Below are 13831 nucleotides of genomic sequence, written 5' to 3'. Positions count from 1 at the left end.
GACTCCCGTCAGACCTCTTCGACGCTGCTCGGCTCGCGCCGGGACAGGTCGATGCCGAGCTCCTCCGCTGCGCGGAAGACATCCTCGTCGGTGTCACGCATCTCGATGGACATACCGTCACTGGACAGCACCTCCACGTTCAGGCAGAGCGACTGCATCTCCTTGATGAGCACCTTGAAGGACTCGGGGATGCCGGGCTCGGGGATGTTCTCGCCCTTGACGATGGCCTCGTAGACCTTCACGCGGCCGGTGACGTCGTCGGACTTGATCGTCAGCAGTTCCTGGAGGGCGTAAGCGGCGCCATAAGCCTCAAGCGCCCACACCTCCATCTCGCCGAAGCGCTGACCACCGAACTGCGCCTTACCACCCAGCGGCTGCTGGGTGATCATCGAGTACGGACCGGTCGAACGGGCGTGCAGCTTGTCGTCGACCAGGTGGTGCAGCTTCAGGATGTACATGTAGCCGATCGAGATCGGCTCCGGGAACGGCTCGCCGGAGCGGCCGTCGAACAGGTTGGCCTTTCCGGACGCCTGGACCAGCCGGTCGCCGTCGCGGTTCGGGATCGTGGCCTCGAAGAGACCGGAGATCTCGTCCTCGCGGGCACCGTCGAAGACCGGGGTCGCGACGTTGGTACCCGGCGCGACCTGGTCGGCGCCGATGACCTGGAGCCGGCGGGCCCAGTCCTCGCTGAGACCGGAGACGTCCCAGCCGCGGCTGGCGAGCCAGCCGAGGTGGATCTCCAGGACCTGTCCCGGGTTCATTCGGGACGGGACACCCAGCGGGTTCAGGATGATGTCGACCGGAGTTCCGTCCTCGAGGAACGGCATGTCCTCGATCGGCAGGATCTTCGAAATAACACCCTTGTTGCCGTGACGGCCGGCCAGCTTGTCGCCGTCGGTGATCTTGCGCTTCTGCGCAACATACACCCGGACCAACTGGTTGACGCCGGGCGGCAGTTCGTCGCCCTCCTCGCGGTCGAAGACGCGGACGCCGATGACCTTGCCGATCTCGCCGTGCGGCACCTTCAGCGAGGTGTCGCGCACCTCGCGCGCCTTCTCACCGAAGATCGCGCGGAGCAGGCGCTCCTCGGGGGTCAGCTCGGTCTCACCCTTGGGCGTGACCTTGCCGACGAGGATGTCACCGGCGACGACCTCGGCACCGATACGGATGATGCCGCGCTCGTCGAGGTCGGCGAGGACCTCCTCGGAGACGTTCGGGATGTCCCGGGTGATCTCCTCGGGGCCCAGCTTGGTGTCACGGGCGTCGACCTCGTGCTCCTCGATGTGGATCGAGGAGAGGACGTCGTCCTGCACGAGGCGCTGCGACAGGATGATCGCGTCCTCGTAGTTGTGACCCTCCCAGGGCATGAACGCCACGAGCAGGTTCTTGCCGAGCGCCATCTCGCCGAACTCGGTCGCCGGACCGTCGGCCAGCACCTGGCCGGCGATGACCCGGGCGCCCTCGTCCACGACAACCTTCTGGTTGACGGAGGTGCCCTGGTTGGAGCGGGAGAACTTGGCGAGGCGGTACGTGGTGTACGTGCCGTCGTCGTTGGCGGTGGTGATGTAGTCCGCGGAGACCTCCTGGACCACACCGTCCTTCTCCGACTTCAGGACGTCACCGGCGTCGACCGCACAGCGGTACTCCATGCCGGTGCCGACCAGCGGCGCCTCGGACTTGATGAGCGGCACGGCCTGACGCATCATGTTCGCGCCCATGAGGGCACGGTTGGCGTCGTCGTGCTCCAGGAAGGGGATCATCGCGGTCGCGACGGACACCATCTGGCGCGGCGAGACGTCCATGTAGTCGACCTCGTCACCGGGGACGTAGTCGACCTCTCCGCCACGGATGCGGACCAGGACGCGGGACTCCTCGAAGCGGAACTCGTCCGTCAGCGGCGCGTTGGCCTGCGCGATGACGAATCGGTCCTCTTCGTCGGCGGTCAGGTAGTCGACCTCGTCGGTGACGACACCGTCGGTGACCCGGCGGTACGGCGTCTCGACGAAACCGAACGCGTTGACCCGGCCGTAGGAGGCGAGCGAGCCGATCAGGCCGATGTTCGGGCCTTCCGGGGTCTCGATCGGGCACATGCGGCCGTAGTGCGAGGGGTGCACGTCACGGACCTCGAAGCCGGCCCGCTCACGGGAGAGACCACCCGGGCCAAGAGCCGACAGGCGGCGCTTGTGGGTGAGACCCGACAGCGGGTTGTTCTGGTCCATGAACTGCGACAGCTGGCTGGTGCCGAAGAACTCCTTGATGGAGGCGACGACCGGCCGGATGTTGATCAGGGTCTGCGGCGTGATCGCCTCGACGTCCTGGGTCGTCATCCGCTCGCGGACGACGCGCTCCATACGCGCCAGGCCCGTACGGACCTGGTTCTGGATGAGCTCGCCGACGTTGCGCAGACGACGGTTGCCGAAGTGGTCGATGTCGTCGGTCTCGACGACGATCGTCGTGCCGTTGTCGCCAACGGTCTCGGTCTCGCCGGCGTGCAGCTTCACCAGGTACTTGATCGACGAGATGATGTCCTCGACGGTCAGGACGCCGGCGTCGAGCGGGGCTTCGCCGCCCAGCTTCTTGTTGACCTTGTAGCGGCCGACCTTGGCGAGGTCGTAGCGCTTCGGGTTGAAGTACAGGTTCTCAAGAAGCGTCTGCGCGGCCTCGCGGGTCGGGGGCTCGCCCGGACGCAGCTTGCGGTAGATGTCGAGGAGCGCGTCGTCCTGGCCCTGGGTGTGGTCCTTCTCCAGGGTGGCGCGCATGGACTCGTACTCGCCGAACTCCTCCAGGATCTGCTCGGTCGTCCAACCGAGAGCCTTGAGCAGGACGGTGACGGACTGCTTGCGCTTGCGGTCGATGCGGACACCGACCATGTCGCGCTTGTCGATCTCCATCTCCAGCCAGGCACCCCGGGAGGGGATCACCTTGGCGGAGAAGATGTCCTTGTCGGACGTCTTGTCGATCGAGGAGTCGAAGTAGACGCCCGGCGAGCGGACCAGCTGCGACACGACGACACGCTCGGTGCCGTTGATGACGAAGGTGCCCTTGTTGGTCATGAGCGGGAAGTCGCCCATGAAGACCGTCTGGGACTTGATCTCGCCGGTCTCGTTGTTGGTGAACTCAGCGGTTACGAAGAGCGGGGCGGCGTACGTGAAGTCGCGCTCCTTGCACTCGTCGATGCTGTTCTTGGGAGGTTCGAAACGGTGGTCGCGGAAGGTCAGCGACATCGACCCGGAGAAGTCCTCGATCGGAGAGATCTCCTCGAAGATCTCCTCCAGACCGGACTTGGTGGGGACGTCCTGACCCGACTCCAGAGCCGCCTCGACCCGACTCTGCCAGGCGGTGTTGCCGAGCAGCCAGTCGAAGCTCTCGGTCTGCAACGCGAGCAGGTTGGGAACCTCGAGGGGCTCCTTGATCTTTGCAAAGGAGATGCGCAGCGGGGCGGTGCTGGCGCCGTTGTTCATATTCGCGGTCGAGGCAGTGCGCGAGGCGGCCAAGAGGGGGTCCTTCCGAGGGCTCGGACTCACTACGCGCGTACCGGCCCCTCTCAGGGGCAAAGAGACATGGACTTCCTGAGACGGCCCGGAAAGGCCAGGTCAGAGTTGGTCCGGTCATCGATGCTCAAGTGAGGGCATGCCCCTGGTGACGGGCAGGGAGCAGCTAACAGGCAGCGCAAAGGGTCAGTGTAGCCACTTGGCGCACTGATGTCCAGCCCCGCTTTTTTGAGACCCTCGTCGTGCTCAACACCCTCGGCAAGCTCACGTCCTCAACGCGTTGATACTGCCCTCTTCGCCGCCGATCCATGCCTCGGATTCGGATCGTTGTGACGACGCGTCCTGAGAATTGCGCGCTGCGTGCGGTTCGTCAAGGCCTCCATGGCCCACACCACATGCCACCAGGGATGCTCGGAGGCACGAAGAAGATCACCATACTCCGCGAACCCCTGATCGCAAGGCTGCCGCTCACCCGACCCAGGAACGCCGAAGAGCGACCACCCAGATGGATGATCGCTCTTCAGTGCTGAGGCGTTACAAGGTCCTTGGGACCTCGTTCACGACCTCGAAGGTGTTACTTGACCTCGACGGAGGCGCCGGCGGCCTTGAGGGACTCGGCGGCCTTCTCGGCGACGTCCTTGGCGACCTTCTCGACGACGGGCTTCGGGGCGCCGTCCACGAGGTCCTTGGCCTCCTTGAGGCCCAGGGAGGTCAGCTCACGCACGACCTTGATGACCTGGATCTTCTTCTCGCCGGCACCCGTGAGGATGACGTCGAACTCGTCCTGCTCGGCCTCGGCCTCGGCCGGGGCGCCGGGGGCGGCGGGGCCCGCAACGGCGACCGCGGCGGCGGCGGTGACGTCGAACTTCTCCTCGAACGCCTTCACGAACTCGGAAAGCTGGATGAGGGTCATGGTCTCGAACTCGGCGAGCAGTTCGTCCTGGGTGAGAGCCACGATGGCTTCCTTCCACTAATTTCGGCTGGTGCCGGTGTGTACATGTCTGGCGGGCGTACGTTCGGCCCGCTACGACCGTTGCCGTGCGGCGCGGAGCCTCAGGCGGCGGTCATGCTGCGAGCCGAATTACTCGGCACCGCCCTGCTCTTCTTGCTTGGCGCGAAGGGCGTCCACCGTGCGGACGAGCTTCGACGGAAGCGCCTGGAAGAGCTGTGCAGCCTGAGTCTGCTTGCCCTTGAAGGCACCCGCCAGCTTGGAGAGCAGAACCTCGCGGGACTCGAGGTCCGCGAGCTTCTTGATCTCGTCGGCGGACAGCGCCTTGCCGTCAAGGACACCGCCCTTGATGACGAGGTTCGGGTTGTCCTTGGCGAAGTCACGAAGACCCTTCGCCGACTCCACCGGGTCACCGGTGATGAAGGCGACCGCCGTCGGACCGTTGAACAGGTCGTCGAGCGTAGAGATCCCGGCCTCGTTGGCCGCAATCTTGGTCAGCGTGTTCTTCACCACGGCGTACTGGGCGTTCTCACCGAGCGAACGACGCAGCGTCTTGAGCTGCGCCACGGTGAGACCCCGGTACTCGGTCAGCACGGCGGCGTTCGAGTCGCGGAACTGTCCCGCGAGCTCGGCTACCGCGGCAGCCTTGTCGGGCCTTGCCATAGAGCGTCGGCCTCCTTCCGGGTGATGAGGACCGCTCAGAAGGGGCTGGGACAGAGAAAACGCCCCGGCGCAGGCGCACGGGGCGTAGCTCGACCGAAAGCAACGTCTTCGGGAGCACATCCAGTTCACCTACGCGGGTCGTCCACTGTTCAGCGGATCCTTCGGTCACCACACCCTGTGACAGGCACGGCAACGACCAGCGGTCTTTGGCTTCTGGACCACCGTACGCGAGCGTCACGGACTGAAGCAAATCCGCCCGTACGGCTCAGCCCTGGGCGTTCCTCATCAGCGCGGCGAGGTCGTTGGTGCCCTTCGCCGGCGGGGCGGTGACCGGCACCGGCTTGTCCAGGTCGAGGAAGGTGATCGTCATGCCGAGCAGACCCTTGTCACCCTCACCACGCGCTTCTTCCCGTCCTTGGCACCGCTGACGCAGAGCGCCTTGCCTGCGACGCGCGGTTCCACGGTGTCACGGGACTCGGCCGAGCCATCCTCATGCCCTGGGCTCAGCGCCCGGGGCCCGGCGCTCGGTGGTCATGGCCGCCCGGCCCAGCCGCCGGACCCGGCGAATTCCCGTGAGCCCCGGCGAGCTCCGGTGAGCCTCGGCTAGCTCCCCCGGCCACCGCGAAGTCCCCTAGCCCCGAAGGGAGTTGGCCCGTCCGGAGTTGGCCCCGACCGGAGTTGCCCCTGGCCGGAGTTGACCCCAACCGGACGCGCACCCAGCCAGACCTGCGCCCGGCCAGGATCGCGCTCCGCTCAGGAACTCGTGCCGGACCCGGTCGACGTGTCGCTGCTGCCCGCGCCCGCGCCCTGCTTCTTCAGCAGCGCCGTGAAGTCCTCGGTGTCACTCGCCGGAGGCACGGTCGCGTCGACCTTCACGCCGTAGTCGCTGTAGTAGGCGGTCTGGCTGTACTGGCCCGAGGACATCTGGCCCTTCTCGACCTTCTTGACCAGCAGGTTCTGGGCGTTGACCCAGATGTCGACCTGTTCCGTGGTGACGCCGGCTGCGGTGAGCTGCTTCTTGAGGCCGGCGAGCTGGCTCGCGGTGAGGTTGGAGTTCTTCGCGGCGAGATCGGCGACGTCCACCGTGCCCGAGTAGTGCGTGGCCTGCTGGCCGCGGACCGACTCCGTACCGACCTTCTTGACGTCCCCGGAGGCGAGCAGGAGCTTCACCGACTGGTTCGGCGTGGAGTTCTGCATCTGGTCCTTGAGGTACGCGCCGGAGCTGCCGCCGAGCTTGGCCAGGTCGTCGTAGTCGTACTTCAGCCAGTGCTTGCCGCCCGCCTGCTCGGCGAACTTCTCGCCCATCTTCGCGTAGTAGGCGTCCGGCAGATAGCGGGCCTCCATCGACGTGCTCCCGGCCGCGCGCATCGTCTGGGCCAGCGTGCCGCCGGTGTACGTCATCGTGAGGACGCCGGTGATGCCGTCGCTCCAGCCGAGGTCGCCCTTGGCCTCCATCGACATCAGGGAGCCCATCACCGTGGAGGACTCGACCTTCGCGGAGTCCGCCTTGTCGGTGGACTGCTCGGCGCTGCGCAGGGCCGCTATGGGGCTCACCCGGGTCGATCCCTTGCCCACGGCCTTGTCGTCCTTGCCGGAGCCCCCGGAGGACCCCGAGGAGCCGCAGGCGGCCACCGAGGCCAGCGCGGTCGCCACCGCGATCGAGAGACCCACCCGGCGCACGGTCGTGCTCTTCATCCGTCCCCACCCCTATGCGATTGCTGTGCCTGCCAGAAACGCTAGCGCAGCGCACTGACACCCCGTCCGAAAAGAGGACGAGCCCCGCAACCGGAAGGTTGCGGGGCTCGTCCGATTCAGACGCGCGCTGGACGCGGCTGCCGGAGTGAGCGTGGGGCTCAGACGGCGGCCGGGTCCTCCTCGACGAGGAGGTTGCGGGTGCGGTTCGGGTCGAGCGGAACGCCGGGGCCGATCGTGGTGCTGATCGCGGCCTTCTTGATGTAGCGACCCTTGGCGGCGGACGGCTTCAGACGAAGGATCTCGTCCAGAGCGGCGCCGTAGTTCTCCACCAGCTTGGTGTCGTCGAAGGACGTCTTGCCGATGATGAAGTGCAGGTTCGAGTGCTTGTCGACGCGGAACTCGATCTTGCCGCCCTTGATCTCGTTGACGGCCTTGACCACGTCCGGCGTCACGGTGCCGGTCTTGGGGTTCGGCATGAGACCACGGGGACCGAGCACGCGGCCGAGGCGGCCGACCTTGCCCATGAGGTCCGGGGTGGCGACGACGGCGTCGAAGTCCAGCCGGCCCTTCGCCACCTCGTCGATGAGTTCGTCGGAGCCGACGATGTCGGCGCCCGCGGCGGTCGCGGCCTCGGCACGGTCACCGGTCGCGAAGACCAGGACCCGGGCGGTCTTGCCGGTGCCGTGCGGGAGGTTCACGGTGCCACGGACCATCTGGTCCGCCTTGCGCGGGTCGACACCCAGACGGAAGGCGACCTCGACGGTGCCGTCGAACTTGGAGGTGGAGGTCTCCTTGGCGAGACGGACGGCCTCGAGCGGGGCGTAGAGCTTGTCCCGGTCGATCTTCTCGTCCGCAGCGCGGAGAGACTTGCTGCGCTTGCTCACTACTGCTCCTGTGTGTGTTCTGAGGAGTCGTGGTGTGGGCCGAGCAGGCCCTGCCACGGTCTTTCCTACGAGGTGAAGGTCAGCCCTCGACCGTGATGCCCATGGAACGGGCGGTGCCGGCGATGATCTTCGACGCGGCGTCCAGGTCGTTGGCGTTCAGGTCGGGAAGCTTGGTCGTGGCGATCTCGCGGACCTGCGCCTGGGTGATCTTGGCGACCTTGGTCTTGTGCGGCTCGCCGGAGCCCTTCTCGACACCAGCGGCCTTGAGGATCATCTTCGCGGCCGGCGGAGTCTTGGTGACGAAGGTGAAGGAGCGGTCTTCGTAGACCGTGATCTCCACCGGGATCACCCAGCCACGCTGCGACTCGGTCGCCGCGTTGTAGGCCTTGCAGAACTCCATGATGTTGACGCCGTGCTGACCGAGCGCGGGGCCGACCGGCGGGGCCGGGTTCGCCGCACCGGCGTTGATCTGGAGCTTGATGAGCCCCGTGACCTTCTTCTTCTTGGGAGGCATTGCTCTCTCCGGGTCCTAGTGAGAGTGTTCGGCCTCTGTCCGGTTAATCCGGATGGAGGCATACCGCACAACGATAACGGGTATCCATGTGCGGCTAAAAACCGCGCAGGTCAGAGAGGCTTTTGACAGCCCGTCTGACCTGCGCGGAAGACGTAACTCCAGGAAGAACTAGTTCTTCTGGATCTGGTCGAAGGAGAGCTCCACCGGCGTCTCACGGCCGAAGATCTCGACGAGCCCCTTGACCTTCTTCGAGTCCGCGTTGATCTCGTTGATCGTCGCCTGCAGCGTCGCGAACGGGCCGTCGGTGACGGTGACCGAGTCGCCGACCTCGAAGTCCAGCACCTGGACCTCGACCTTGCGCTGCGGAACCGGCTTGCCCTCGGCCTCGGCCGCCTCGCGCGCGGCCTTCTCCTCGGCCTCCGGGGCGAGCATCTTGACGATCTCGTCCAGGGTCAGCGGGTACGGGTCGTAGGCGTTGCCCACGAAGCCGGTGACGCCAGGGGTGTTGCGCACGACGCCCCAGGACTCGTTCGTCAGGTCCATGCGGACCAGGACGTAGCCCGGGAGCTTGTTCTGCTTGATGGTCTTGCGGTCGCCGTTCTTGATCTGGACGACCTCTTCCTGCGGCACCTCGGCCGCGAAGATGTAGTCCTCGACGTTCAGCGAGACGGCGCGCTGCTCCAGGTTGGTCTTCACGCGGTTCTCGTAGCCGGCGTACGTGTGGATGACGTACCACTCGCCGGGCAGGAGACGCAGTTCCTCACGCAGGGCGACCACGGGGTCGACGGGCTCGGCCGGCTCGGCCTCTTCCTCGTCGTCCTCGGCCGTGGCCTCGTCGTCGAGGTCCTCGGTCGCTTCCGCGTCCTCGTCCTCGACGTGTACGGCGGCTTCCTCGGCCGGCTCGCCCGCGTCGGCGTCCGCAGCCTCGACCTCGTCCAGCTCCTCGTCCGCGCCCTCGACGATGTCGAGTTCGTCTTCCACGGACTCGTCCGGCTCGACGGCCTCGTTCAGGTTCGGGTCAGACACGTGGCTGCTTCTTCCTGGATACATGGGGGTGGAACACGCGAAAGGGGCGCCGGTCAGGGCGCCCTTCGCTTCTGGCCTCAGCCGAAGACGTACTTCGCGGCGTGATTGAGTCCATAGTCAATCACGGTCACGAGACCGATCATGATGACGACGAAGACGATGACAACCGTCGTGTACGTCGTCAGCTGGTTGCGGGTCGGCCAGACGACCTTGCGGAGCTCCGCGACGATCTGGCGGTAGAAGATGCCGAGGCGCTTCAGCGGGCCCTTCTTGGCGCGCTTGCCACCCTTGCGGGCCTTCTTCTTGGACTCCGACACCTCGTCCTGGGCATCAGGCATGTCGATGGAGCCCACGGCGTCCGCCATTCATCCTCACCTGTTCCCGGGTCGTGGCCGTGCCGCGCCCGGTCTGAGCCGCACGGCGGTGCATTGCTGTACGTACATGCGCTGCGCACACATCCTGGTGAAGGTGTGTGTAGCAGGGCCGGAGGGACTTGAACCCCCAACCGCCGGTTTTGGAGACCGGTGCTCTACCAATTGAGCTACGACCCTTTGTGACGTCCCCAACGTACCGCATCCGCCCGAGTGCTCGGTGTGCACCCAGTGGGGCGCGGCTGTTGAAGGCCAACGAGCTAGGAGTGTACGTGCTCCGGGGCCGGTCGTCGAACAGAAAGTGCCTGTACGGGGATTGCCGGAGGAAGATCGCCCAGGCCGGGGCGGGAATCCGGACGGTTGTTCCACGCTCGCCCGATCCTGTTCAGTCTGTGAAACCGGTGTGCCGGGCGGGTTTCCGGTCTGAAACGATGGGCCCCATGAGCGCCTCAACCCCTCCCACCGAGCGCCGGGTCTCCGCCCGAGTCGGCGCGATCTCCGAGTCCGCCACCCTCGCCGTGGACGCCAAGGCAAAGGCCCTCAAGGCCGCCGGACGTCCGGTGATCGGCTTCGGCGCGGGTGAACCGGACTTCCCGACCCCGGACTACGTCGTCCAGGCCGCCATCGAGGCCTGCTCGAACCCCAAGTACCACCGCTACACCCCGGCCGGCGGTCTGCCGGAGCTGAAGGCCGCGATCGCCGCGAAGACGCTGCGCGACTCGGGCTACGAGGTGGACGCCTCGCAGATCCTCGTCACGAACGGCGGCAAGCAGGCCATCTACGAGGCCTTCGCCGCGATCCTCGACCCGGGCGACGAGGTCATCGTCCCCGCGCCGTACTGGACGACGTACCCGGAGTCGATCCGTCTCGCGGGCGGTGTCCCCGTGGACGTCGTCGCCGACGAGACGACCGGGTACCGCGTCACGGTCGAGCAGCTGGAGGCGGCCCGCACCGAGAACACCAAGGTCGTCCTCTTCGTCTCGCCGTCCAACCCGACCGGCGCCGTCTACAGCGAGGCCGAGGCCGAGGCGATCGGCCGCTGGGCCGTCGAGCACGGCCTGTGGGTCATGACGGACGAGATCTACGAGCACCTGGTCTACGGCGACGCCAAGTTCACCTCGCTGCCCGCGATCCTCCCGGAGCTGCGCGACAAGTGCATCGTGGTCAACGGCGTCGCCAAGACGTACGCCATGACCGGCTGGCGGGTGGGCTGGATCATCGGCCCGAAGGACGTCGTCAAGGCCGCGACCAACCTCCAGTCGCACGCCACGTCGAACGTCTCGAACGTGGCGCAGGTCGCCGCGCTGGCCGCCGTCTCCGGCAACCTGGACGCCGTCGCGAAGATGGGCGAGGCCTTCGACCGCCGCCGCAAGACCATCGTGCGGATGCTCAACGAGATCGACGGCGTGCTCTGCCCCGAGCCCGAGGGCGCGTTCTACGTCTACCCGACGGTCAAGGCGCTGCTCGGCAAGGAGATCCGCGGCAAGCGCCCGCAGGACTCGGTCGAGCTGGCCGCGCTGATCCTGGAGGAGGCCGAGGTCGCGGTCGTCCCGGGCGAGGCCTTCGGGACCCCCGGTTACCTGCGGCTGTCGTACGCCCTGGGTGACGAGGACCTCGTCGAAGGTGTCAGCCGTATCCAGAAGCTGCTGGCTGAGGCCAAGGACTGACGTTTTTCGTGCTCCACGCGCGCGTGCGGGCCGTTTCCCTCCGGGGAGGCGGCCCGCTGCTTTGTGCGAGCAAGACCACGATCGAGGAAAGTGGTACCGGGACGACGGGAACGTACGGCAGGATTCCCAGATGGAGCGTGTACGTGATGTCTCTGAACTGCCGAAAGCCCATCTGCACCTGCACTTCACCGGGTCGATGCGGCCGACCACCGTGCTGGAGCTCGCCGACAAGTACGGCGTACGCCTGCCCGACGCCCTCACCGAGGCGCTGACCAGCGGGGAGCCGCCGAAGCTGCGGGCGACGGACGAGCGGGGCTGGTTCCGTTTCCAGCGGCTGTACGACGCGGCGCGGTCGTGCCTGCGGGAGCCCGAGGACATCCAGCGGCTGGTCCGCGAGGCCGCCGAGGAGGACGTCAGGGACGGCTCGGGCTGGCTGGAGATCCAGGTGGACCCGACGTCGTACGCACCGCGCCTGGGCGGGCTGATCCCGGCCCTTGAGGTCATCCTGGACGCGGTGGAGACGACCTCCCGCGAGACCGGGCTCGGGATGCGGGTGCTGGTGGCCGCGAACCGGATGAAGCACCCCCTGGACGCACGCACGCTGGCCCGGCTGGCCGTGCGGTACGCGGACCAGGGTGTGGTCGGTTTCGGCCTCTCGAACGACGAACGCCGGGGTATGGCACGGGACTTCGACCGAGCCTTCGCGATCGCCCAGGAGGGCGGCCTGCTGTCGGCGCCGCACGGCGGCGAGCTGGCGGGCCCGTCCTCGGTGCGGGACTGCCTGGACGACCTGCACGCGACCCGGATCGGCCACGGCGTCCGCGCGGCGGAGGACCCGCGCCTGCTGAAGCGGCTCGCGGACCGGGGCATCACCTGCGAGGTCTGCCCCGCGTCGAACGTGGCCCTCGGCGTCTACGAGAAGCACGAGGACGTGCCTCTACGGACCCTCTTCGAGTCCGGCGTCCCCCTCGCGCTCGGCGCCGACGACCCGCTCCTGTTCGGCTCCCGGCTGGCCGCCCAGTACGAGATCGCCCGCCGGTACCACGGCTTCTCGGACCGCGAACTGGCCGAACTGGCCCGGCAGTCGGTCCGCGGATCGGCCGCCCCGGAGGACATGAAGACGAAGCTCCTGTCGGGCATCGACGACTGGCTCAGTGCCCCGGTCGCTTGAGGTGGGCGCCGGTCGGATACTCCTTGAAGCAGATCAGGACCTCGGGGTGATGTGAGCCGTCCCCGTGGGGGGCCGGTTCGCCGCCCACGGAGTCCATGTACATCAACCGCCCCTTGAGGGCCCCCTTCTGCCGCGGCCCCTGGTCGGCCGCGTAGGCGAAGGAGGTGGCGGCGGACGCGAGGGCGTCACGGCCGCCGATGAGGAAGTACGTCCGCGCGTGCGTGGTGTGCCGCAACTGCCCACGGTCGTACGGCCGCTCAAGCCACGCGCGCGCGTGGCGCTCGGTCCGGGTCTCGTCCGTGCGCGCGGTGAGCGGGGTGTCGCGCCGGAGCGCGCGGCGCAGTTCGGGCCACTTGGAGGGGCGCAGGCCCGCCTCCGGGTGGGCCAGCACGAGATCGACCAGTTCCCCGCACCCCTGGACGGACGGCACGCAGTCCCGCAGCGGGACGTGCACGATGGTGTGCCGCGAGAAGGCGGCGAACGCGAACAGCCCCGCGAGCCGGCTCAGCCCGTCGTGGTCCCCTACGAGCGTCCCGTACGGCGCCAGGGTGCTCGGGTCGCGCAGTGACGTGTGGCGCAGGGGTCGCCCGGGCTGGACGACCCGGTGTTCATGCGGGCCGATCCGGGGTCTGAACTCGCGGAGTCTCAGCTCCATATGGGGTGCCTCATAGGGCAAGGGTCGCGGTCAGGCGGGGTCCACGGCAACGGAGATTCCGCCCAGCAGCGTCCGGGCCAGGCGTGGCGCGAACTCGTCCACGGGCGGGCGTACGCCGGTGCCCGCGGCCTCGTAGGCGAACGCGCGCTGTGCGCAGGCGCCCAGGAGGAGGGACGCGGCCGCGAAGGTGTCCGCGTCGGGGCGGACGCGGCCGACGGTCTGTTCGGCGCGCAGATAGGCGTCCAGGGCCTCGATCGGCTTGTGGGGGCCCGAGCCGAGCTGCCGCAGCGCCTCGTCGTGGCGGCGCTTGAGCTGGGTCTCGGCGTACAGGGAGGCCGCGATCGGGAAGCTCTGCTCGTAGAAGAGGGCCGCCTGGCGGGCGATCTCGGTGAGGTTGTCCTCCAGGGAGTGCTGTCCGGGCTCGGCGGCGAGGCTGCGCAGCAGCGGGGTCAGCTGGGGCAGCCGTTCCGTGAGCACGCGGATGAAGAGCTCCTCCTTGCTCGCGAAGTACTTGTAGAGCGCGGCTTCGGAGCAGCCCGCGGCCTTGGCGATCTCCTTGGTGGTCGCCTTGGCCAGGCCGACGGTGAGCATCAACGCGTGGGCGGCGTCGAGGATGCGGACCCGGGCGGGTTTCTGCGCGGCGGGCTCCGGGGCCTGTTTCTGCTGCATGGGGCCCAAGGATTCCATGGCCGGTCCGTTCGGGCTTGACGGGTGGGTGAGTGCTTACTCACTCTAGGAGGAGGCA

At 67.5% G+C, this 13831-nt stretch carries 12 protein-coding genes and 1 tRNA gene; 2 read left to right on the top strand and 11 right to left on the bottom strand.

What is annotated here, in order from left to right:
• Nucleotides 1–8: 8 nt before the first annotated feature.
• The 9 genes from rpoB to R2B38_RS24550 form a co-directional block, all read right to left on the bottom strand.
• Entirely contained in the window at nt 9–3494 is a 3486-nt protein-coding gene (gene rpoB / locus R2B38_RS24590; RefSeq protein WP_033279980.1) for a DNA-directed RNA polymerase subunit beta, read from the bottom strand.
• Between the two features lie 571 nt (nt 3495–4065).
• The gene (gene rplL, locus R2B38_RS24585) at nt 4066–4449 is read right to left on the bottom strand and encodes a 50S ribosomal protein L7/L12 (RefSeq protein ID WP_106970986.1); all 384 of its coding nucleotides are present in this window, start codon (nt 4447–4449) and stop codon (nt 4066–4068) included.
• A gap of 123 nt (nt 4450–4572) precedes the next feature.
• Nucleotides 4573–5103: a 50S ribosomal protein L10 gene (gene rplJ / locus R2B38_RS24580; RefSeq protein ID WP_033279978.1), complete on the bottom strand. Its 531-nt coding sequence runs from the start codon at nt 5101–5103 to the stop codon at nt 4573–4575.
• A gap of 753 nt (nt 5104–5856) precedes the next feature.
• The gene (locus R2B38_RS24575) at nt 5857–6798 is read right to left on the bottom strand and encodes a hypothetical protein (protein ID WP_318018188.1); all 942 of its coding nucleotides are present in this window, start codon (nt 6796–6798) and stop codon (nt 5857–5859) included.
• Nucleotides 6799–6956: 158 nt separating this feature from the next.
• Nucleotides 6957–7682 carry a 50S ribosomal protein L1 gene (gene rplA, locus R2B38_RS24570; protein ID WP_033279976.1) on the bottom strand — a complete coding sequence of 242 codons (726 nt, stop codon included), beginning with the start codon at nt 7680–7682 and terminating at the stop codon, nt 6957–6959.
• A 79-nt stretch (nt 7683–7761) separates the two neighbouring features.
• Entirely contained in the window at nt 7762–8196 is a 435-nt protein-coding gene (gene rplK, locus R2B38_RS24565) for a 50S ribosomal protein L11 (RefSeq protein ID WP_019072313.1), read from the bottom strand.
• 168 nt (nt 8197–8364) lie between these two features.
• Nucleotides 8365–9222: a transcription termination/antitermination protein NusG gene (gene nusG, locus R2B38_RS24560; protein ID WP_033279975.1), complete on the bottom strand. Its 858-nt coding sequence runs from the start codon at nt 9220–9222 to the stop codon at nt 8365–8367.
• A gap of 77 nt (nt 9223–9299) precedes the next feature.
• Complete coding sequence (gene secE, locus R2B38_RS24555; protein WP_019055477.1) at nt 9300–9587, bottom strand: preprotein translocase subunit SecE; 288 nt, start codon at nt 9585–9587, stop codon at nt 9300–9302.
• Between the two features lie 113 nt (nt 9588–9700).
• Nucleotides 9701–9773, bottom strand: a tRNA-Trp gene (locus R2B38_RS24550).
• A gap of 260 nt (nt 9774–10033) precedes the next feature.
• Here R2B38_RS24550 and R2B38_RS24545 point away from each other — a divergent pair.
• Both R2B38_RS24545 and R2B38_RS24540 read left to right on the top strand, forming a co-directional pair.
• Entirely contained in the window at nt 10034–11260 is a 1227-nt protein-coding gene (locus R2B38_RS24545) for a pyridoxal phosphate-dependent aminotransferase (protein ID WP_033279974.1), read from the top strand.
• A gap of 130 nt (nt 11261–11390) precedes the next feature.
• Complete coding sequence (locus tag R2B38_RS24540; protein ID WP_318018187.1) at nt 11391–12431, top strand: adenosine deaminase; 1041 nt, start codon at nt 11391–11393, stop codon at nt 12429–12431.
• Here R2B38_RS24540 and R2B38_RS24535 read toward each other — a convergent pair.
• Nucleotides 12412–13086 (bottom strand): hypothetical protein, encoded by a 675-nt coding sequence (locus tag R2B38_RS24535; protein ID WP_318018186.1) that lies wholly within the window; start codon nt 13084–13086, stop codon nt 12412–12414. The two genes, R2B38_RS24540 and R2B38_RS24535, sit on opposite strands and share 20 nt — an antisense overlap.
• Nucleotides 13087–13116: 30 nt before the next feature.
• A complete protein-coding gene (locus R2B38_RS24530) occupies nt 13117–13755 on the bottom strand; it encodes a TetR/AcrR family transcriptional regulator (RefSeq protein ID WP_318018185.1) in 639 nt (212 codons plus the stop codon).
• Nucleotides 13756–13831: the final 76 nt, after the last annotated feature.

The sequence above is a fragment of the Streptomyces sp. N50 genome (assembly GCF_033335955.1).
Lineage (GTDB): Bacteria > Actinomycetota > Actinomycetes > Streptomycetales > Streptomycetaceae > Streptomyces.
The sequence above is the reverse complement of the archived record's forward strand: the minus strand, read 5'-3'. Positions and strand labels throughout refer to the sequence as shown.

Coding starts and splice junctions, on each gene's coding strand:
- rplJ (WP_033279978.1), bottom strand. CDS start 5,103: ATGGCAAGGCCCGACAAGGCTGCCGCGGTAGCCGAGCTCGCGGGACAG.
- R2B38_RS24575 (WP_318018188.1), bottom strand. CDS start 6,798: ATGAAGAGCACGACCGTGCGCCGGGTGGGTCTCTCGATCGCGGTGGCG.
- rplK (WP_019072313.1), bottom strand. CDS start 8,196: ATGCCTCCCAAGAAGAAGAAGGTCACGGGGCTCATCAAGCTCCAGATC.
- secE (WP_019055477.1), bottom strand. CDS start 9,587: ATGGCGGACGCCGTGGGCTCCATCGACATGCCTGATGCCCAGGACGAG.
- R2B38_RS24545 (WP_033279974.1), top strand. CDS start 10,034: ATGAGCGCCTCAACCCCTCCCACCGAGCGCCGGGTCTCCGCCCGAGTC.
- R2B38_RS24540 (WP_318018187.1), top strand. CDS start 11,391: ATGGAGCGTGTACGTGATGTCTCTGAACTGCCGAAAGCCCATCTGCAC.
- R2B38_RS24535 (WP_318018186.1), bottom strand. CDS start 13,086: ATGGAGCTGAGACTCCGCGAGTTCAGACCCCGGATCGGCCCGCATGAA.
- R2B38_RS24530 (WP_318018185.1), bottom strand. CDS start 13,755: ATGCAGCAGAAACAGGCCCCGGAGCCCGCCGCGCAGAAACCCGCCCGG.